Here is a 19,072-nt window from a genome sequence, read left to right as displayed (position 1 = left end):
GATAGCGCCACCCGGCTTTGTTGAATTATGCGCTGCAGTACTTCTTCTTAATCACCACCGCGATGGTTCCCACCAGACCCGCCACCAGCAGGAACATCGGCAGCACCATCAGGAAGGTCATCACCTGATCTTCGTGGTGTTTCACAAAGGGGATCATATTCAGCGCGTAGCCGAGCGTTGTGACCACGCCAACCCACAGCAGGGCGCTCAGCCAGTTGAAGAACTGGAAGCGGCGGTTCGACAGACCGGAAATGCCCGCCATCGTCGGCAGAAGGGTGCGAACGAACGCGAGGAAACGTCCGGCCAGCAGCGCCAGCAGGCCGTGCCGGTCAAACATGCAGGTCGCGCGCTGATGATATTTATGCGGCAGCTGCGCCAGCCAGCTTTTGACGACGCGCGTGTTCCCCAGCCAGCGGCCCTGCAGATAGCTCAGCCAGCAGCCCAGGCTGGCAGCGGAGGTCAGGATAACCATCGTTGGCGTGAAGTCCATGACGCCTTTACCGATTAATGCCCCGGCAAGTAAAAGCAGGCTGTCACCGGGTAAAAACGAGGCTGGCAGTAATCCATTTTCCAGAAACAGAGTTGCGAACATCACGAAATAGACGATACCGACGACGTGAGGATCCGCCAGCGCGGCAAAATCGTGGTGCCAGAGCGCCGCGATAATATCTTGAATAACAGCCATGGACTTTCCTGTGGAACAGCAGATATAGCGCTATTGTACTCCCTTATTCGCCCGTCGGGTTTGATCCCGGGCGCAACTCATGCAGACTTTTCCGCTTGCGGTGTCCACAAAAGCGTCCAGGGAGTACATTTTCAGCCAGCACTCTACACGATACGCTCGAACCCTGCTGCTAAATCCGCAATCAGATCGTCAACATTTTCTAAACCAATATGCAGTCGAATCAGGGTACCGCTGAAGTCCACGTCGCCACCGGGGCGCAGGGCCGCAATCTGTTCCGGCTGGTTAGCCAGGATCAGGGATTCAAAACCGCCCCACGAGTAGGCCATGCTGAAGAGGGTAAAATTATCCAGATAGCTGGCCAGCTCGTCATTATTCAGCCGTTTTTTCAGCACGAACGAGAACAACCCGCTGCTGCCTGTAAAGTCACGCTGCCAGAATTCATGGCCTTTACTGCCGGGTAGCGCGGGATGATTCACGCGCTCAACCTGCGGATGCTGCGCCAGCCATTCGGCCACCGTCAGACTGCTTTCATGGTGCTGACGCAGGCGAACGCCCAGCGTGCGAAGTCCGCGGCTGGTCATGTAGGCCGTGTCGGCATCCACCATCTGGCCCATCAGGTAGGCATTTTCACGCAGCTGATCCCAGCAGCGCGCGTTGGAGACCGCCGTGCCAATCATCCCGTCAGAGTGGCCAATCAGGTACTTCGTCGCCGCCTGAATCGAAATATCAATGTCGAAGTCCAGCGCTTTGAACAGCACGCCTGCCGCCCAGGTGTTGTCGATCATAACGATCGCCTCTGGCGCTTTACTGCGCACGGCCTTCACGATCGCCGGCACGTCGTGGACCTCCATGGTGAGCGACCCCGGTGATTCCAGGAACACAATGCGCGTGTTTGGCTGAATAAGTTCGGCAATACCTTCACCAATCAGCGGGTCGAACCAGCCGGTTGTCACGCCGAGCTTGCTGAGGATTTTGGTACAGAAGTCCTGGCTGGGTTCATAGGCGGTGTTGGTCATCAGGATATGGTCGCCCTGTTCCACAAACGCCAGAATGGTATTGGCGACCGCCGCCGCCCCGCACGGGAACAGCGCGCAGCCTGCACCGCCTTCCAGCTCGCACATCGCTTCCTGCAGAGAAAAATGGGTTAGCGTGCCGCGACGGCCATAAAACAGCCCGCCTTTTGCGCGGTTGCGCGTGGCGATTTTTTTCTCCTCAACGGTGTCAAACACCAGCGAGGAGGCGCGTTGAATCACGCTGTTAACCGATCCCTGGGTATATTTTTTGCTGCGTCCTGCCTGTACCAGCGTGGTATCAAGATGCTTCGTTGTCATGTTCGCTAACCCTGTTTTTATACGTCTGGACGTCCAGACTACCACGATTGGAAAAAACTGCACCCGCAGGCTTATCGAATAAGCAGAAAATATTAGCAAAAAACCGCATAAGAAATTTTTACTGCGTAAGCGCAAGGAAAGTGAACGAAAATTGCGGCACTATGCAAATACTAATGAGAACTACTATCAATTCGACGACGTTTTGATATTATTACGTTCAGATTTTGTGATTTGCGTCCTGGAGATACAGAGTGGGTAATAATTTGATGCAGGCGGATCTTTCCGTTTGGGGCATGTATCAGCATGCTGACATCGTGGTTAAGATTGTGATGATCGGCCTGATTCTGGCGTCCGTTGTCACCTGGGCTATCTTCTTCAGCAAGAGCGCCGAGCTGCTTTCGCAGAAGCGTCGCCTCAAGCGGGAACAGCAACAGCTGGCAGAAGCCCGCTCTCTGGATCAGGCTTCAGATATGACCTCATCCTTCCACGCGAAAAGCCTGACTACCCTGCTGGTGAATGAAGCACAGAACGAGCTGGAACTCTCCGCGGGCAGTGAAGATAACGAAGGCATCAAAGAACGTACCGGTTTCCGTCTGGAGCGTCGCGTGGCGGCCGTTGGCCGACACATGGGGCGCGGTAATGGTTATCTGGCGACCATCGGCGCGATCTCACCGTTTATCGGTCTTTTCGGTACGGTCTGGGGCATCATGAACAGCTTTATCGGTATCGCGCAGACTCAAACCACCAACCTGGCGGTTGTAGCCCCGGGTATCGCAGAAGCGCTGCTGGCGACGGCGATTGGTCTGGTCGCGGCGATTCCGGCGGTGGTTATCTACAACATCTTCGCGCGTATGATTGGCAGCTACAAAGCGACGCTCGGTGACGTTGCCGCGCAGGTACTGCTGCTGCAGAGTCGCGATCTTGACCTGAATGCCAGCGCCGTTAAGCCGGTGCACGCGGCGTCCAAACTGCGCGTGGGTTGATATTATGGCGATGCGTCTAAACGAAAATCTGGACGATAACGGCGAAATGCATGAGATCAACGTGACGCCGTTTATCGACGTCATGCTGGTTCTGCTGATTATCTTCATGGTGGCCGCGCCGCTGGCCACGGTCGACGTGAAGGTGAATCTTCCGGCCTCGTCCAGCCAGCCGCAGCCGCGTCCGGAAAAACCTGTCTATCTGTCCGTGAAGGCCGATAAATCCATGTTCCTTGGCAATGACCCGGTAACGGCCGACTCTGTCATCCCGGCGCTGGATCAGCTTACTGGCGGTAAGAAAGACACTACGGTCTTCTTCCGTGCGGACAAAACCGTGGATTATGAAACCATGATGAAGGTAATGGACACGCTGCATCAGGCGGGTTACCTGAAGATTGGGCTGGTCGGCGAAGAGAAAGCGGCCAAAAAATAGAACGAAAGCTGGCGAAAGCCAGCTTTTTTGTTTTCTGCCACGCAACATCGTTATTATTTTCTGCTGTATATCCCTATTCTTCATATTTCTTTATCAATAAAGCCAACGTTAATAATGTATTGATAGTTAAGTAAATATCAGTATTCGGCTGCGCCATTAAAATATATCTTTTGCTGAAATGGCGTCGTGGAATATCCCCACTACGCTTAAAAAAAGATAATAAAAACAGTCCTTCTTCGAAGGATCTTTTCACCTGCACAGCAAGAGACTCCCTATGGCTACGATGACATGGCTGTATCCGCACGCGCCTCAAAACGATCTGTTTTCGCTTTCTGCCATTCGACGACGCGCCGACAGGCTAATACTGGTGCTCATCTGGTCGCTGTGGGCCATCTCGCTGGGCGTGGGCTATATCAACGAAAACATCATACAGGGGGCGATTGTCGGCACCTCTCTGGCCTGTTTATCGACGCTGCTGACGATGGTGTTCCCCGGCGCGCTGTTGCTCCGCCTGAGCTCTGCGTTTGTGCTAATGGCATTTTCCGCGCTGCTGATTCATCTGGGCGAAGGTGAAACCGAATACCATTTCTCGGTTTTCGTCCTGCTTTCCGCGCTCCTTGCCTGGCGAGACTGGCGCCCGCTGGTGATGGGGGCGGCGGTCATCGCATTACATCACCTGGTGTTCAACTATCTGCAGGAAAACGACCTGTACGGCGTCGTGGTGTTCATGCACACCGGCTTTCATATGGTGGTTTTCCACGGGCTGTTTGTGGTGGTCCAGACCGCGATCCTGGTTCTGCTGGCGATTCGTATGGAGCAGGACGCCCGCTCGGCGAGCGAGGTGGCAAGGCTGGCGGGGGTGATCAATCGCGAACCGGGGTATCTCACGCTGGCCGTCGATGCGGCACCCGCAGAGTCTCCCTTTGCCCGCACGTTCAGCCTGACGCTGGGCACCATGCGCGCCACGCTTGAGCAGGTCAGCGCCAATATTGGGCAACTGCTGGAGGCATCTCGCGCGTTAGGGCAACGCAACAGCGCGCTGTCGGAACGTACCGATCACCAGGCAAGTTCGCTGGCGACGGCGGCCAGTGCGATGGAACAACTGAGGGCTGTCGCCACCCTGACCAGTGAAAAAGCCCGCCAGGTTAGGGAGGTGGCATTCAGTACCAGTAACGTGGCGGAGCAGGGAGGCCATAACGTACGGCAGGCGATTGCGGCGATGGAGCACATTCGCGAGGAGTCGCAGCGCATTTACGCCATTCTGGAGCTGATCGACGGGATTGCGTTCCAGACCAATATCCTGTCGCTCAACGCCTCGGTCGAGGCTGCCAGAGCGGGGGAACATGGCAAAGGCTTCGCAGTAGTTGCCTCGGAAGTGCGCGTGCTGGCCCAGCGCAGCGAGGGGGCTGCAAAAGACATTCGCCAACTGCTGACCGCATCGCAGGCAACCACGCTGCAGGGCGTCGAGCAGGTTGAGCAGGCCGGTATGACAATGAAGTCGATCATTGAGAGCATTGAAGGGCTCCGCTCGCTTCTGGAGGAACTGTCGCAGATGAGCGAGCAGCAGCGGGCGAGCATTACGCAGATGAACGACAGTATTGCCAGCATCGATGCCAGCGTGCAGGAGAACGTGCGTCACGTAGCGCAAACGCTGCAGGTGGCTGAAGCGCAGCGGCAGCAGACGGGGCAGTTAAAAGAGGCGATTGCCGTATTCAGATTTAATTAGCGTTGCGGTTCGGAAGGGGCGCTGGCGCCAGACGCCAGCGCGTCCTCATCAAGCGCAACGCAGGTGACGTTTGAGGTACGGTACTCACCGTCTGACAGTTTGCGCGTCAGGCGCAGAGTGGCGATTTCTCTGGCAAGCAAATACTGGTAATTGGCCTCGAGGCGACCCAGAAGCTTCTCTTTCAGCTCTGGCCGCTGTTCCATGATGGCGTTCATCACGGCACCGTAAATTTCTTCTTTGACCTGTAGCGGATAAATTTCACGGCGATTCTGCCATTTCAGCCGCACCAGCGTTGCCGGGATCGATACCAGGTCCTGGGTAATACGCGTCATCTCGTCATTTTTTGTGTTTCGCAGCGCATCGAGATTTTGCTTTAAGATAAATTCATCACTTTTCTTATCATCTAAAGTCAAATAAACGTCGTTGTTTTTAACTTCCTTCACGTTAATCCTCCCCCAGGCTATAAAAAATTGGGTTGTTTTTTTCGCGCGTAATTAAGTTAAGCCAAATTTCATTGCCCGCTTCGTTAATTTCTTTGGTCTTTTCGGCCAATATTTGACTTAGTTTCTGGGCATCTATTTCTCCTTCGGCCTGCAGATCGTTCAGCAGGTGGACGAAGGCTTCAATTTTTATGGCGCGAAATAAGCGGTCTTTAATATGGCGATCGTGCTCTTCCAGCAACATATTACGGGATTTGCCGGTGCGGGAAACACCAATTAATATATCAGGCTCGAAATCAGAGAGCTTTCTTTTCCCCTGAGTGAAACTGACCTCTTTTTCTGCTTCCGTCGGTTGCTGTTCCACAGGCGTAATGTGGTACTTAGCCGGGACGAGATAGTCGGGCAGCATTTTTAATTTCCTTTAATTTCAACAGGGTGGGGTTGGTAAAGGCGTGAGATTCGTTGACAATATCATGAGGCAAATTTAAAATCAAAAAAAATGGAGCCTACCCATGAACAGCATCTTTTTTACGGTCATCACATTACTATTACTGACCGCTGGTGTGCTTTTATTGATGCAGGAGTTCAATAAAACGAAAGTGTCGAAAGACGCCAGTGAACCGCCGCAACCGGAACTCATGACAAAAGAGGAAGGAGAAGACCATTTCTCTGTATTGATGAACTCCGTTACGCCTGTCTGGTACTGGCGGGTGAACCATGAATATATCGACTTTTTACACGCGACAATTAAACGCATGAAAATGTCGGAAATTAATGACACGCCAGGACTTTTTGAGGCACAGCGTCGCTGCAGCGACCTGAATTCAGCCGTGTATAAATATTATGACAATATCAAAAAACGCTGCCTTAACGGCGAGAAGGTCTCTTATTCCGATCTGGACGTATTAAATTTGCGTCAGTGTTTTCGTGAGTTCAGCCTGGAAGCCTACCCGGAGCTGGTGGTGCTGGTCTGGCCGGAGTATGCCCGTCCGGAAGTTAACCCCGACAACGTCTGAGTCACGAGACTGGTGAGTTATTGCAAACAGTCAGCGCCATTGGGATATACTGGGCGCTGGTTTCTTTTGCAAACAGGACTTTATGGAACGCTTTTTTGAAAACGCCATGTACGCCTCTCGCTGGATACTGGCCCCCGTCTATTTTGGCCTTTCGCTGGCGCTTATCGCGCTGACGATTAAGTTCTTTCAGGAAATCCTGCACGTTCTGCCGAACATTTTTTCTATTGCCGAGGCGGATTTGATTCTGGTTCTGCTGTCGCTGGTGGATATGACCCTGGTGGGCGGACTGCTGGTGATGGTGATGTTTTCCGGCTACGAGAATTTTGTCTCCCAGCTGGATATCGACGAGCGTAAAGAGAAGCTCAGCTGGTTGGGCAAAATGGATGCCTCGTCGCTGAAGAATAAAGTGGCCGCGTCGATTGTGGCGATCTCTTCTATCCACCTGTTACGCGTGTTTATGGACGCGAAGAACGTGCCGGATAACAAACTGATGTGGTATGTCATTATCCATCTGACGTTTGTGCTGTCTGCGTTTGTGATGGGGTATCTGGATAAGATCAGTAAGAAGTAAAGTACACCTTACCCATCACTCTAACCCTCTCCCCAAAGGGGAGAGGGAACTGCTCTTTGCGGCCTTATTTATCCGACGACGCCTGCCACAGATTCAACTCTCCATCCGCGACATGCTGGTCAATCCGCTTGAGTTCGTCCTCGGTAAAGTGCAGGTTATCCAGCGCCCGAACGTTCTCCTCAATCTGTTCCGGGCGGCTTGCGCCAATCAGCACTGACGTCACGCGCGCGTCTTTCAGCAACCAGCTCAACGCCATCTGCGCCATGGTCTGACCCCGCGCCTGCGCCATCTCACTCAGCAAACGCAGGCTGTTCAGGTTGGCTTCGGTCAGCATTTTTTCGTTCAGACCGCGGACTTTCTTGCCTTCACGCTGCATGCGAGAATCTTCAGGAATACCGTTCAGGTATTTTCCGGTCAGCAGCCCCTGCGCCAGCGGGGTAAAGGCGATACACCCGGTCCCGTTTGCTGCCAGCGCATCCAGCAAACCGGTCTTATCGACCCAGCGATTGAGCAGGTTATAGGACGGCTGGTGGATCAGCAGGGGGATCTTCCACTCGCGCAGCAGTTCGGCCATTTTTTGCGTGCGCCCGGTTGAGTAGGAGGAAATGCCCACATACAGCGCTTTCCCACTCTGCACAGCCTGTGCCAGCGCAGAGGCTGTCTCTTCCATCGGCGTGTTTTCATCCACGCGGTGGGAATAGAAAATATCCACGTATTCGACGCCCAGGCGCTTCAGGCTCTGATCTAGGCTGGCGAGCAGATATTTGCGTGACCCGCCCGAACCATATGGCCCCGGCCACATGTCGTAACCGGCCTTGGTGGAGATAACCAGCTCGTCGCGGTACGCGGCAAAGTCCTCCCGCAGCAGGCGGCCGAAATTCTCTTCCGCGCTACCCGCCGGAGGTCCGTAGTTATTGGCCAGATCGAAATGGGTGATGCCGAGGTCGAAGGCTTTGCGCAGCAGCGTCCGCTGGGCTTCAAGAGGCTGGACGTGGCCGAAGCTGTGCCACAGTCCCAGCGACAGCGCGGGCAGGCGCAGGCCGCTCTTGCCACAGTGGCGGTACTGCATGTTCTCGTAGCGGTCAGGGGCAGGGTACCAGGACATGATGTCTCCTTTTCTTATCGATAATTTTTTGAAACGTCGTTTTCATTCTGTCCTTATCAAAACACAAATCCCGGGGAGAAGCGATGGCAGAACTCCCTGCCAGCAATTTTCCCCGGGATGCGTCAGACATTGAGCCCCGCACTGCCCGGTACACGCAGGGCACCGGGCAATCAGACGACTATCAGAAGCTATAGCTCATCCCCGCCTGTACGCTGGCATCGTTATCCACATCGCCAGTACCGACATAGACGCCGGTGGTCAGGGTGAAGTTATGGGCGATGGTGGCGTTGATGCCTGCCCCAAAGATGCCCATGGTGTTGTTGTGACCGGCGGTATTGTGATAATCCGCCGCCTGAATGTCGGTGTTATCGCTGAACTCTTTCTGGAAGCGCGCGTCGATCCACGGCATCACCTTCACGTTTTTGTTCAAATCGCGAAGGGTGGTGGTGAGCCTCACGCCCGCGCCGCCGTTCCAGGAAGAGACCTGGCTGTCGGCAAAGGTGACTTCGCTGTCAGAGAAGCCGTTCGCTTTGGTTTGATCCCAGCCAAGAGTGGCGTAGGGTTGCAGCAGCGTTTCGCCTGGCAGCAACACGTTCACCCCGGTGCGGGCCTGCGCCAGATACAGACTGCCATCGGTAGAGCCGTGCAGCGCTTCCGTCATGCCGCTGGTATCGCCCGTCACGTTGTTGGCAGACAACGAGTAACGCATATCGCCGTAGCTGAAGCTGCCGTCAGCAAACAGACCCCAGGTTCGGCCGTTCAGCGCCTGCTGCCAGCCGCCATACAGGCTGTAGTAGTTACCGTAAACGCTGTCTTTGAAGCTATCCGCACCGTTGCTGGTGTCCTGCACGCGGCTGCGCGTCCATGCCAGCGCGATACCGCCGGTGACGCTGTCGCCGTTGTCCAGATGCGCCGTCCAGTCTACGCCGCCCTGCGCACCCTGAGTGATGCTTTTATAGTCGACGTCGTTGCTGAAATTACCGTTCTGATAAAGGAAATCGCCCCAGACCTGCGCACCGTCCTGCTGTTCTCCCAGCAGGTTTGCCAGATGCACCTGGTTCATGTGGTTGCTGATGTCATCCGCTACCTGATGCCCGGCCTGTTCCGCTGCATTCAGACCGGCTACCAGCCCCTGAACGTCGCTCGCAAGGTTGCCCTTCTGGCTGTTAAATTCAATATTCCAGCTCTGGCTATTATCTGCAGTCAGCTGAGCCTGAGGCACGCTGTCGGCTGCAACAATATTCAGACTGTTGTTGTAGTTATACGCGCCGCTACGGTTCTCCACGGTCTGGTCGCCGTTGGTAAACGTGGCTGCTGCATAATTCTGCGGCGCACTGCTGCCCGACGTGGTGAAGGTCCCCAGGACTATCCCCTGCTGATTTTGCGCTGACGGCGTAATGCTGTTCACCACCACGGCGTTATTTGCGCCGGTAATATTACCGAAATTCACGTAGCTGTCGGTGCTCATGGTAACCAGCGCATTGCTGCCGGTGGTGCTGGCAATCAGGGTTGAACCGTTTTGCAAACTCCAGTTGGTTGCATCGTTAATTTTATCAATGGCAATGCTGTTATCGCTGGTGGTATTTACCGTTTCAAACTGGCTTATTTGTCCGGATATGGAGCTGCCCGCATCCATTGACAGAGTATCGCTGCCGTCACCACCGTTAACATTGCCATTGACATGTGAATCATTGGTCAGCACGACCGTATCATCACCTGCACCCGTTGTAATATCACCGTTGACGGTTGCGTTGTTCTGCAGCGTAATTGTGCTATTGCCCGTATTCTGGCTGGTATTTATCTCGCCATTCACGGTGCTGTTATCCACCAGAACGGAATTTGCGGAGTTACCATCGACGGTCACATTGCCATTTACCACGCTGTTATTGGTCAGTGAAATCAGCGTGGTACCGTTTTCGTTAAAGGCCCCAATGTCGCCGGTGACCGTGCTGTTATTCAGCGCCAGCGAATCAGCCTTCGTTCCGTACATCGCGATGGCGACATCGCCAAAAGCATCCAGGTTGATGTCGCTGAAGGGCTTGTATTCGCTCAGTTTTACCGCCAGCGTGTCGATGTTCTGCGCGATTTCGCTCTGCGAGGCATCCACGGAAGCGTTAGTCAGCGTAATATTGGTATCAGATTTATCGCTACCCGCGTAAATACCACCTTTATCCATCGTGCTGTTGCTGATGGCAATATTTTGTGCACCGGCTCCGGCACTGAGAATACTGCCGTGCAGCATGCTGCCGTCCTCAACGTTGACGGTGTGGTAACCTTTATCCATGGGGTCGAGGTAAATGGCGGAACCCATCATATAGGCTTTCTTGCCCTCGTAGCTTCCGGCGTCATTTTCGCCATTCAGCGTGGCGTCATCGATGGTTACCGTCGTATTGGTGGTTGCACCGGTATTGCCCACTTCGATCATATCGACGGTGGCGCCGTTATTCACCGTAATATTAGCCGTCCCCCCGTTGCTGCCCTGAATATAATGGCCGGACATGTCGGTACCAGAAACGGTTAATGATTGGGTATCCCCTGATTCACGGCTTCCATCCATAAAGATATTATTTGCGTTGGCGTCGGCCATAATGGCATTAGTCACGCCGGGATCTTCATAGAAACTATTATCTTTATATTTCGATAAGCCGCAGGTCTGCGACGTCACGCCAGGCTGACAGGGCGTAGCGGGAGTGACGGCAGCCTGGGCACCAAATGACGTTAAAGCCACTAAGACACATTGCGAAAGCAACGTACGATTCATTAATTTGCGCATTTTAAGTTCTCTGGATGAGTCGAAAATTGTCCGGCTCTTTTTAATTGAATTTATTTAAAATAAGAACTTTCCTAGCAGCTAAGGATGTAATGAAATCTAAAGATATATATCGAGCAATAATTGACGTTTAAATAATTAAATCTAATTAATAAATTTAAATTAATTCATGTGATAAATATTTTTGAATGATTTGCATACAAATTAAAGGGTTTCTTGACCGGTCGTGCGGTTCTTTGACCTTTTTATTCGCCGGGATATTAACCCTTTCGGATTATGAGGTTAATTAACTGTTTGCCTGTTTTACATTTTGACGGCTGCTGAAATATGGAAACATGTATTGTGCAGTTAGATTTACCCCGCGGCGATTATCCTTCTCCGGCGAACGGCAGGGTAGTGAAGATTTTTATAAAATTACGCGCGAAATAGTATAACTTCGCCAGTTTCTGCCGATAACGAGGGTAAGACTCGCCTCTGGGCGAACTCACCCTCACGGCAAGGAAGACTTATGAATATGCTCCGTAATTTCACGATCCGTTTCGTCATGCTGGCGATTCTCGGGATCTTTTGTTTAATGTGGGCGGGTGTGGGGCTGTACAGCACCTGGTCCCTGTCTCGCGTTTCAGATGGCAACGAGGTGGACCGCCAGCTGGTCAAGCAGATGACGGTGCTCAGCCAGGGCAACGATCAGTATTTCCGCTTTGTGACCCGCCTGAGCCGCGCAATGGAAGTCAAAGCCGCAGGCGGCACGCCGGATCTGGCCTCTGCCCAGCAGGCGCTGGATAACATGGGCAAGAAGCTGGCCGAGATGAAAGCGATCTCTCCTGGCCCAATGGACCCTCAGGTCTCCTCCCGGGCGATCGGTGCCTGGCAGGCGCTGCTCGAACAGGGCGTGACGCCACAAATGCAGCAGGCGAAACAGGGCGCGCTGGACGGCTATCGTCAGCAGGCCAACAACGTCACCCCACCGCTGAGCCGCGCGTTCGGTGCGGCGGCCGAAGAGTTCAACAATGCTGCCGCGAAGTCGCTCGACAGTACCCGCGTGGTGGTGGACGGCCTGACCAGCATGACCCGCACGGTGATTATCATCGCCACGATCGTCGGCCTGCTGATCCTGCTCTTCACCGACCGTTACCTGGTGGCGATGCTGGTTAAACCGCTGGATCGCATTCGCCAGCAGTTCCGCCAGATTGCCCAGGGCGATCTCAGCCAGCCCATCGAGCCGTTCGGCCGCAACTGCGTGGGCCAGCTGGTGCCGCTGCTGAGCGCCATGCAGGACAGCCTGCGCGAAGCGGTCAGCACGATCCGCTCCGGCAGTGAGAATATCTGGCGCGGCGCGACGGAGATTTCCAGCGGTAACAACGATCTCTCTTCCCGTACCGAAGAGCAGGCGGCGGCGCTGGAAGAGACGGCTGCCAGCATGGAACAGCTGACCGCCACGGTAAAACTGAACGCGGAGAGTGCGCGCCAGGCAAGCCAGCTGGCCGATGTGGCCTCAACCACCGCCAGCCGCGGTGGCTCGCTGGTGGAAGAGGTGGTGACCACCATGAGCGGTATTTCGGAAAGCTCGAAGAAAATTGCTGAAATCACCAACGTCATTAACAGCATTGCCTTCCAGACTAATATTCTGGCACTCAACGCGGCGGTTGAAGCGGCGCGCGCGGGTGAACAGGGCCGAGGCTTTGCCGTCGTCGCAGGCGAAGTTCGCAACCTGGCAAGCCGCAGCGCCAATGCGGCAAAAGAGATTGAAGGGCTGATTACTGACTCCGTGTCCCGCGTCGAGCAGGGGGCGAAGCTGGTGGGCGATACCGGCACCACCATGGATGCGATTTTGCGGGACGTGACGGAAGTGACGACCATTATGAAGCAAATTGCCTCGGCCTCTGAGGAGCAGAGTAAGGGTATTTCACAGGTCGGAATTGCCATTACCCAGATGGACGGTGTTACCCAGCAAAACGCCTCGCTGGTGGAGGAGGTTTCCGCGGCGGCGGCGGCGCTTGAGCGTCAGACCGAAGATCTTCAGCGCTCGGTGCAAAAGTTCCGCCTGACGGCATAACGCAACGTGATAAGGCCGCCTTGTGCGGCCTTATATTATTAACGCCTTCCTCATTCAGCGGCGCTGAAACTGCTATTCTTTTGCTAACCCCTGACGTTCTGGGCTCTCTTCTACGAGGTGTTGCTATGAACAGATCGTTATCTTTTATCCCTTTCCTTTCTCTCATTTTTCTGACGCTTTTCTCGGTTTCCGCCAGTGCGATCCAGCAGGCGCAGGAACGGCGCGTAGCGCGTGATGTCAGGCAGGAAACCCGTGACGCGTCACGGCAGGTGAAGCAGACCTGCGTGGCGAACAATAACCAGAGTAATCACGACTGCCGCCAGGACAAGCGTCAGATGAAACAGGCCGGACGGCAAAAAGCGCGGGATATTAAGTATTAACATAACAGGTAAGGCGGCATGCAAGCGTATTTCTTGCCGCCTTTTTAAAAAACATAAGTCAATATTTTTTAAAAATTAAATTATTCACTTGTAACAATATATTTGGCATTTTCTGCACATTCCAGAACATGAAAATTAATATTGTCTTAAGATTCAGTCGACATAATGAATTATCTTCTTGATACCGGAAATAATTCAATTTATGAAAAACCGTATTATTTTATTTGCTGCTCTGGCAGGTTTTGCCGTGGTCAATACTGCGATGGCCCAGAGCGTCACGGTCGATGTCCCTGCCGGGTATAAGGTCGTGATTGTTCCGCAGTCAGCCACGGTTCCTGAGGCGGTAAGCGTTGCGCCTGCACCGGCACAAACAACATATGCCGCCCCTGCACCGGTCTATCATCCGCGTGCACGCCATGTGGCGAGCGTGGCGGAAGGGATGGTGATTGAGCATCAGTATGACGATCACCATTGATGTATTGCCCGGGTCGCACATCCGGGCCTATTTTGGAGTGGCTCTCACGCTGTTGTGTTTAATCCTGCTGTTGCAATTCGGGATATTGGGTATCCCGTTGCAGATGCCACTTCGGCGATACGCTTAAATGAAGGATTACCGTTTGGTGACAGTGATTTATAGAGTGATTCGCGAGAAATGCCTGCGCGTTTTGCAATGACAGTCATCCCGCCGGAGGCTTCTATAACATGCCGTAAAGCCAGCATGAATGTCTCATAGCCTCCGGGCTCGTCAATTTCAATGAAAGCCTGATGAAGATATACGGGCGCGAAATCCGGAGAATCTTTCAGGAGTTGTACCATTGCGTCATCATGGAGTACTGATTTAGCCATTGCGATTTCCTTTTATATCCTGCGCTTGTAGTCGTTGAGGTACTCAACGGCTCTTTCAATATCTGCACTTTGCTTTTTTTTCGTTCCAGTCAGTAGCACCAGACTCACTGCGCCATCTGCCGGATCGGAGACTTCGCTGAAATAGACACGGTAACCCGGCCCCTGGTTAATTCTGAGCTCTGAAACGCTCTCTCTGCATGGTTTACAATCACCATAGTTACCCGTTGACATTCTGGCGACACGCGTGGCAATCATGGCTTTTGCTATGGGATCTTTCACACTTCTTAGATATGCATCAAAAGGGTCATACTTGTCAGCTGTGATGTAGTGTTTAACCTTAGCCATTATTGTAGCCTGTAGTTTACGATAAGCAAATGCATTGTAATCTTCAGGCTACGACTGGCAATTGTTAACATCGCTGCGACAGAGGGGAAATGCTATTTCGGAAAGCGGCTCGCAAAAATGCGAGACTGGGTGCGGGGTTATTACTGAACAGCCATGAGGCCGGGCACGCGCTGCGACGCCCGGCGAAGTTTATTAGTGCGTCGCTTCACCAATCAGCGCGCCCGTGCCTGCGCCAACGGCTGCACCTTTCAGCACGCTCTTGCCGGTAACCGCCGCGGCGCCTGCGCCCACGGCAGCCCCTACGGCGCCGCCTTTACGCGCGGCTTTACCTTTGTCGCCGTTTTTGAACATGGCACCCGTGCCTGCGCCAACAACGGCACCGCCAACGGTCGATTTCAGATCTTTGCCCGTGGCCGCGCCAATGGCAGCGCCTGCTACCGCGCCAGCGGCGGTTTTATCGATGGCCATTCCCGAGGTGGAAAAAATGAGGGCGCTGATAACCAGCGTTGTTTTAATAACTTTCATAACAGATCCTTTGTGACTGCTGTCGGTTGATACGTTGCTTCTCACTCTGAGGTGAGAAAAACGCACAGATAGTGCCAGCAATACCGGCTCAACCTTTAGGCCAATCATGCCCTGAGCAAGGATCTCTGTTGCCGGGCGGCGTGCCGCCCGGCCAGTCGTCACGCCTGACGTTTGTCTTCTGTATTGGTCTCGAAGTCGCTCGCCGCGTGGCGTTCGTGGAGCTGCTCGTTCAGCTCGCCGCTGGTGCGGTTAACGATGCGTCCGCGCTTAACGGCATGGCGATTCGCCACGTCTTTCGCCCAGCGCTGCACGTTGGTGTACTTCTCTGCATCCAGGAACTCGGCGGCGTTGTAAACGCTGCCCAGCGCCACGCAGCCGAACCATGGCCAGATGGCGATATCCGCGATGGTGTACTCCTCACCCGCCACGTAGCGACCGCGCGCCAGCTGTTTATCCAGCACGTCGAACAGGCGCTTAGCTTCCATGGTGAAGCGGTCAATCGCGTACTCGATTTTCACCGGGGCATAGTTGTAGAAGTGGCCAAAACCGCCGCCGAGGAACGGCGCCGCGCCCTGCAGCCAGAACAGCCAGTTCAGCGTTTCGGTGCGTCCCGCCGGATCTTTCGGCAGGAAGTGGCCGAATTTCTCTGCCAGATAGAGCAGAATATTGCCGGATTCAAAGACGCGCGTTGGCGGGTTCGTGGAGTGGTCACGCAGCGCCGGTATTTTCGAGTTCGGGTTCACCTCAACGAAGCCGCTGGAGAACTGATCGCCCTCGCCGATGCGGATCAACCACGCGTCGTACTCCGCGCCCGTCACGCCCAGCGCCAGCAGCTCTTCAAGCATGATCGTCACTTTCTGGCCGTTCGGTGTGCCCAGCGAGTAGAGCTGCAGCGGGTGAGAACCGACAGGAAGATCTTTCTCATGGGTCGCGCCGGAAATGGGGCGGTTGATGTTGGCGAACGCGCCGCCGTTGTTCTTTTTCCATTCCCACACTTTGGGTGGCTGATAGGTGTTGTCTGACATGTTGGCCTGCCTTTTTTGTGATGTGTTGAGGCAGTGTAGCAGGAGATTTGTGAACCGTTTAACGTTGTGAGCGCAAGCAATTAACCGCTATTCCTTCTGCTGCTTATATATATCAAATCCGGCATAAGCTTAATCGAAAATCGCATTTTCATAACTAATGCGTTAATGGAGAAAGCTGCATATGATGCTTCAACATAAATAAAAGATGCAGTCATAAACACTTTATAAGGCAAGGAGTTAGTGAGATGCGCAAGCTTCTGTTATCGGCAGTGGTCGTTTCGATCGCGTTAGGCCTGGCGGGCTGTGATGATGCGAAAAATAAAGAGACCAATACGCCCCCTGCGGCAAAAAGCGACGCGCCAAAAGCGGGCGGTTCGCTGATTATCGGGATTACCTCCGGCGATCCGTTAGCCGTGAATCCGCTCTATGCCAGCGACCGTACCACGTTAACCATCATGCAGGCGCTCTATGCCCCGCTCTATAGCTTCAACAACGGTAAGATCGAGTGGGGCCTGGCGGAAAGCCTGACGCCCTCCGCCGACAACCTGAGCTACACCCTGACGTTAAAACCCAACCTGAAATGGCAGGACGGACAGCCGCTGACGGCGGACGACGTGGTCTTTACGTTCAATAAGCTGCTGGATGCCAAACAGCACAGCTTCTTCCGCAGCATGTTCACCTACGGCGGCAAGCCGGTACAGGTAAGCAAGGTTGACGACCGCACCGTTAAGTTCACCTTACCGCAGGTCAGCGCGGCCTTTACCGGCACACTGGTACAGATCTACCCGATCCCGCAGCACGTGTTCGCCAGCGAAGGCGACCTGGAAAAGAGCAGCAAAAACGATGCACCGGTCGGCTCCGGGCCGTTCAAATTTAAAGAGTACCGCGCCGGACAATATTACGCCCTGACCCGTTTCGATGATTACTGGAACGGCAAAGCGAAGCTTGATTCGGTCACCTACCGTTTCGCCAAAGACAGCAACGCCGCCAACCTAGCGCTGCAAAACGGTGAAATCAACCTCAAGATGGTTGACCCGCAGGATGTGAACCGCCTGAAAAATACCGGTAAGTTTGACTTCGTGGTCTATCCGGAAGGCCGCCTGGCCTATATGACGTTCAACCAGAACGTGCCGGTGATGAAGAGCAAAGAGTTGCGTCAGGCCATTGCTTACGCCATCAACAAAGACGAGCTGACCCAGACCGCCTTTACCTCGCTGGACTACGCCAAACCGGCGACCTCGTTCCTGACGCCCGATACGCTTTACAAGACGGATGACGTTGAACAGTACACATTCGATCTGCAAAAGGCCAAAGAGCGGCTTAAAGCATCCGGCGCGCCGGACAACCTCAAGCTGCGCCTGGCGTATGTGAACACCAACAAAACCCAGGAGAGCATGGCGCTCTATATTCAGCAGGCGCTGAAGGGCATTGGGGTGAGCGTGGAGCTGATGCCGCTGGATTCCAACGCCATGTCCCAGCGCAGCCTCGATATGAACAACACCGCGTGGGAGCTCAACCTGGGCGGCTACATCATGGGCTCCGAGCCGGACGGCTACAAATCGCTGTTCATGAGCAACGAAGCCTATAACTACGCGCACTACAAAAATCCGCAGTTTGATGCCCTTTGGGATAAAGGCGCCGTGGAAACTGACGCCGCGAAACGGGCTGAGATCTACAAGCAAATTCAGCAGACCGTGGCGAACGACATGACGTACTACCCGATCGCCTATACCAATGCGACCGTCGCGGTGGACAAGCGTTTTGGCGGTACCGAGGAAGCGGAGCCGAAACCGGTCTATCTGTTCCAGGATCTGTCAAAAATCTATCAGAAATAAGCGATTGCCCCGGCCGTCGGGTCGGGGCCTTGGTAAGGGCATGTCGTGAACACACTTCTCACGCGTCGGCTGCTGCAGCTGCTGCCGATGCTGTTCTTTATTTCACTGGTGGCGTTTTTGCTGGTTAAGCTCGCGCCTGGCGATCCGGTGGCGGCGTACATTACGCCGCGTATGGCTCCGGAAGATATCGAACGTATCCGTCAGAGCCTGGGGCTGGATAAGCCCCTGGTCACGCAGTACGTCCTGTGGCTGAAAAACGTCCTGCAGGGCGATCTCGGCTATTCGCTGATCTACCACCGCCCGGTGCTGGAGATGATCGGCGAACGCATTCCGGCCACGCTGGGGCTGATGGGCGCGTCGCTGCTGCTGGCGATCGTGCTGGCCATCCCGCTCGGCCTGCTGGCGGGGGCATTTAAGCACCGCTGGCTGGATCACGTGCTTAACCTGTTTGCCTATATCGGCATCTCGGTGCCGATTTTCTGGTTCGGCATCTTGCTCATTACGGTCTTTGCCGTGCAGCTTAACTGGTTCCCCAGCATGGGGATGCGCACCATCGGCATGGAAGATAATGCGCTGGACGTGCTGCGTCACGGCGTGCTGCCGTGTATTGCCCTCACGTTCTACAACCTCTCCAGCTATGTGCGCTACATCCGCTCCAACACCATCTCGCAGCTCTCGGCCGACTACGTGCAGACCCAGCTGGCTTACGGCGCCACGCGTTCCAGCATTCTGTTCCGCCACGTGCTGAAAAACGTGCTGCTGCCGGTGATCACCCTGTTCGGCCTGTCGTTTGGTGAGCTGATCGTGGGGGCCTATGTGACGGAAAGCGTCTTCTCGTGGCCGGGGATGGGGCTGCTTGGGATCCAGTCGATCGCCTCGCTGGACTATCCGCTGATCATGGCGATCATCATGCTCTCGTCGATGATGCTGATCGTCGGTAACCTGATCGCCGATCTGCTTTATCGCTTCGCCGATCCCCGCATTCGTACGCTGAGGTAACCCG

Annotated in this window: 20 protein-coding genes; 10 read left to right on the top strand and 10 right to left on the bottom strand. The window is 54.3% G+C overall.

What is annotated here, in order from left to right; translation table 11 throughout:
• Window positions 1-25: 25 nt before the first annotated feature.
• Window positions 26-685 (bottom strand): DedA family general envelope maintenance protein YghB, encoded by a 660-nt coding sequence (gene yghB / locus BMW97_RS11855; RefSeq protein ID WP_024906512.1) that lies wholly within the window; start codon window positions 683-685, stop codon window positions 26-28.
• Window positions 686-828: 143 nt separating this feature from the next.
• On the bottom strand, window positions 829-2,016 hold the full coding sequence (gene metC / locus BMW97_RS11850) for a cystathionine beta-lyase (RefSeq protein WP_045909965.1): 1,188 nt from the start codon (window positions 2,014-2,016) through the stop codon (window positions 829-831).
• A gap of 251 nt (window positions 2,017-2,267) precedes the next feature.
• Between metC and exbB the strand changes: the two genes are divergently transcribed.
• The 3 genes from exbB to BMW97_RS11830 all read left to right on the top strand — a co-directional run bounded on the left by exbB (window position 2,268) and on the right by BMW97_RS11830 (window position 5,155).
• Window positions 2,268-2,999 (top strand): tol-pal system-associated acyl-CoA thioesterase, encoded by a 732-nt coding sequence (gene exbB / locus BMW97_RS11840; protein ID WP_021242115.1) that lies wholly within the window; start codon window positions 2,268-2,270, stop codon window positions 2,997-2,999.
• Window positions 3,000-3,003: 4 nt separating this feature from the next.
• Window positions 3,004-3,429, top strand: coding sequence for a TonB system transport protein ExbD (gene exbD, locus BMW97_RS11835; RefSeq protein ID WP_045909964.1), 426 nt, complete (start codon window positions 3,004-3,006; stop codon window positions 3,427-3,429).
• A 274-nt stretch (window positions 3,430-3,703) separates the two neighbouring features.
• Complete coding sequence (locus tag BMW97_RS11830) at window positions 3,704-5,155, top strand: methyl-accepting chemotaxis protein (protein WP_090392872.1); 1,452 nt, start codon at window positions 3,704-3,706, stop codon at window positions 5,153-5,155.
• Here the strand turns inward: BMW97_RS11830 and BMW97_RS11825 are convergent.
• Both BMW97_RS11825 and BMW97_RS11820 read right to left on the bottom strand, forming a co-directional pair.
• Window positions 5,152-5,598, bottom strand: a complete 447-nt coding sequence (locus BMW97_RS11825) for a hypothetical protein (protein ID WP_045909962.1) — start codon at window positions 5,596-5,598, stop codon at window positions 5,152-5,154. The genes BMW97_RS11830 and BMW97_RS11825 overlap by 4 nt on opposite strands.
• Before the next feature lies 1 nt (window position 5,599).
• Complete coding sequence (locus BMW97_RS11820) at window positions 5,600-6,004, bottom strand: hypothetical protein (RefSeq protein ID WP_008499807.1); 405 nt, start codon at window positions 6,002-6,004, stop codon at window positions 5,600-5,602.
• Between the two features lie 103 nt (window positions 6,005-6,107).
• Here BMW97_RS11820 and BMW97_RS11815 point away from each other — a divergent pair, with 103 nt between their 5' ends.
• Both BMW97_RS11815 and BMW97_RS11810 read left to right on the top strand, forming a co-directional pair.
• Window positions 6,108-6,611 carry an ESA_00282 family adhesion-associated protein gene (locus BMW97_RS11815; protein ID WP_045909961.1) on the top strand — a complete coding sequence of 168 codons (504 nt, stop codon included), beginning with the start codon at window positions 6,108-6,110 and terminating at the stop codon, window positions 6,609-6,611.
• 82 nt (window positions 6,612-6,693) lie between these two features.
• Window positions 6,694-7,182, top strand: a complete 489-nt coding sequence (locus BMW97_RS11810) for a TIGR00645 family protein (RefSeq protein ID WP_008499805.1) — start codon at window positions 6,694-6,696, stop codon at window positions 7,180-7,182.
• Between the two features lie 64 nt (window positions 7,183-7,246).
• Here BMW97_RS11810 and BMW97_RS11805 read toward each other — a convergent pair whose 3' ends face one another.
• Window positions 7,247-8,287, bottom strand: coding sequence for an aldo/keto reductase (locus tag BMW97_RS11805; protein WP_045909960.1), 1,041 nt, complete (start codon window positions 8,285-8,287; stop codon window positions 7,247-7,249).
• 181 nt (window positions 8,288-8,468) lie between these two features.
• Window positions 8,469-11,015 carry an autotransporter family protein gene (locus BMW97_RS11800; protein ID WP_254783052.1) on the bottom strand — a complete coding sequence of 849 codons (2,547 nt, stop codon included), beginning with the start codon at window positions 11,013-11,015 and terminating at the stop codon, window positions 8,469-8,471.
• Window positions 11,016-11,565: 550 nt separating this feature from the next.
• Here BMW97_RS11800 and BMW97_RS11795 point away from each other — a divergent pair.
• From BMW97_RS11795 to BMW97_RS11785, 3 genes are all read left to right on the top strand, one after another.
• Complete coding sequence (locus BMW97_RS11795) at window positions 11,566-13,113, top strand: methyl-accepting chemotaxis protein (RefSeq protein ID WP_045909958.1); 1,548 nt, start codon at window positions 11,566-11,568, stop codon at window positions 13,111-13,113.
• A 125-nt stretch (window positions 13,114-13,238) separates the two neighbouring features.
• Window positions 13,239-13,493: a hypothetical protein gene (locus tag BMW97_RS11790; protein ID WP_090392868.1), complete on the top strand. Its 255-nt coding sequence runs from the start codon at window positions 13,239-13,241 to the stop codon at window positions 13,491-13,493.
• 202 nt (window positions 13,494-13,695) lie between these two features.
• Window positions 13,696-13,968, top strand: a complete 273-nt coding sequence (locus BMW97_RS11785; protein WP_045909956.1) for a hypothetical protein — start codon at window positions 13,696-13,698, stop codon at window positions 13,966-13,968.
• Window positions 13,969-14,012: 44 nt separating this feature from the next.
• On the opposite strand, the gene BMW97_RS11780 is transcribed toward BMW97_RS11785, so the two are convergent.
• The 4 genes from BMW97_RS11780 to yghU form a co-directional block, all read right to left on the bottom strand.
• Complete coding sequence (locus BMW97_RS11780; protein WP_045909955.1) at window positions 14,013-14,339, bottom strand: helix-turn-helix domain-containing transcriptional regulator; 327 nt, start codon at window positions 14,337-14,339, stop codon at window positions 14,013-14,015.
• A gap of 12 nt (window positions 14,340-14,351) precedes the next feature.
• Window positions 14,352-14,684, bottom strand: a complete 333-nt coding sequence (locus tag BMW97_RS11775) for a type II toxin-antitoxin system RelE/ParE family toxin (RefSeq protein ID WP_045909954.1) — start codon at window positions 14,682-14,684, stop codon at window positions 14,352-14,354.
• Window positions 14,685-14,876: 192 nt separating this feature from the next.
• Entirely contained in the window at window positions 14,877-15,209 is a 333-nt protein-coding gene (locus BMW97_RS11770) for a glycine zipper domain-containing protein (protein WP_045909953.1), read from the bottom strand.
• Window positions 15,210-15,367: 158 nt separating this feature from the next.
• Window positions 15,368-16,234, bottom strand: a complete 867-nt coding sequence (gene yghU / locus BMW97_RS11765) for a glutathione-dependent disulfide-bond oxidoreductase (RefSeq protein ID WP_008499796.1) — start codon at window positions 16,232-16,234, stop codon at window positions 15,368-15,370.
• Window positions 16,235-16,479: 245 nt separating this feature from the next.
• On the opposite strand from yghU, the gene BMW97_RS11760 reads away from it, so the two are divergent.
• Together BMW97_RS11760 and BMW97_RS11755 are read left to right on the top strand one after the other, a co-directional pair.
• Window positions 16,480-18,069: an ABC transporter substrate-binding protein gene (locus BMW97_RS11760; protein ID WP_045909952.1), complete on the top strand. Its 1,590-nt coding sequence runs from the start codon at window positions 16,480-16,482 to the stop codon at window positions 18,067-18,069.
• Window positions 18,070-18,114: 45 nt separating this feature from the next.
• Entirely contained in the window at window positions 18,115-19,068 is a 954-nt protein-coding gene (locus tag BMW97_RS11755; protein WP_080347320.1) for an ABC transporter permease, read from the top strand.
• Window positions 19,069-19,072 lie beyond the last annotated feature (4 nt).

The sequence above is a fragment of the Enterobacter sp. NFIX58 genome, assembly GCF_900110475.1.
Classification (GTDB): Bacteria; Pseudomonadota; Gammaproteobacteria; order Enterobacterales; family Enterobacteriaceae; genus Enterobacter; species Enterobacter quasiroggenkampii.
This window is presented reverse-complemented; position numbering and strand designations above follow the sequence as displayed.

Coding starts and splice junctions, on each gene's coding strand:
- yghB (WP_024906512.1), bottom strand. CDS start 685: ATGGCTGTTATTCAAGATATTATCGCGGCGCTCTGGCACCACGATTTT.
- metC (WP_045909965.1), bottom strand. CDS start 2,016: ATGACAACGAAGCATCTTGATACCACGCTGGTACAGGCAGGACGCAGC.
- exbD (WP_045909964.1), top strand. CDS start 3,004: ATGGCGATGCGTCTAAACGAAAATCTGGACGATAACGGCGAAATGCAT.
- BMW97_RS11830 (WP_090392872.1), top strand. CDS start 3,704: ATGGCTACGATGACATGGCTGTATCCGCACGCGCCTCAAAACGATCTG.
- BMW97_RS11820 (WP_008499807.1), bottom strand. CDS start 6,004: ATGCTGCCCGACTATCTCGTCCCGGCTAAGTACCACATTACGCCTGTG.
- BMW97_RS11815 (WP_045909961.1), top strand. CDS start 6,108: ATGAACAGCATCTTTTTTACGGTCATCACATTACTATTACTGACCGCT.
- BMW97_RS11810 (WP_008499805.1), top strand. CDS start 6,694: ATGGAACGCTTTTTTGAAAACGCCATGTACGCCTCTCGCTGGATACTG.
- BMW97_RS11805 (WP_045909960.1), bottom strand. CDS start 8,287: ATGTCCTGGTACCCTGCCCCTGACCGCTACGAGAACATGCAGTACCGC.
- BMW97_RS11795 (WP_045909958.1), top strand. CDS start 11,566: ATGAATATGCTCCGTAATTTCACGATCCGTTTCGTCATGCTGGCGATT.
- BMW97_RS11790 (WP_090392868.1), top strand. CDS start 13,239: ATGAACAGATCGTTATCTTTTATCCCTTTCCTTTCTCTCATTTTTCTG.
- BMW97_RS11785 (WP_045909956.1), top strand. CDS start 13,696: ATGAAAAACCGTATTATTTTATTTGCTGCTCTGGCAGGTTTTGCCGTG.
- BMW97_RS11780 (WP_045909955.1), bottom strand. CDS start 14,339: ATGGCTAAATCAGTACTCCATGATGACGCAATGGTACAACTCCTGAAA.
- BMW97_RS11775 (WP_045909954.1), bottom strand. CDS start 14,684: ATGGCTAAGGTTAAACACTACATCACAGCTGACAAGTATGACCCTTTT.
- BMW97_RS11770 (WP_045909953.1), bottom strand. CDS start 15,209: ATGAAAGTTATTAAAACAACGCTGGTTATCAGCGCCCTCATTTTTTCC.
- yghU (WP_008499796.1), bottom strand. CDS start 16,234: ATGTCAGACAACACCTATCAGCCACCCAAAGTGTGGGAATGGAAAAAG.
- BMW97_RS11760 (WP_045909952.1), top strand. CDS start 16,480: ATGCGCAAGCTTCTGTTATCGGCAGTGGTCGTTTCGATCGCGTTAGGC.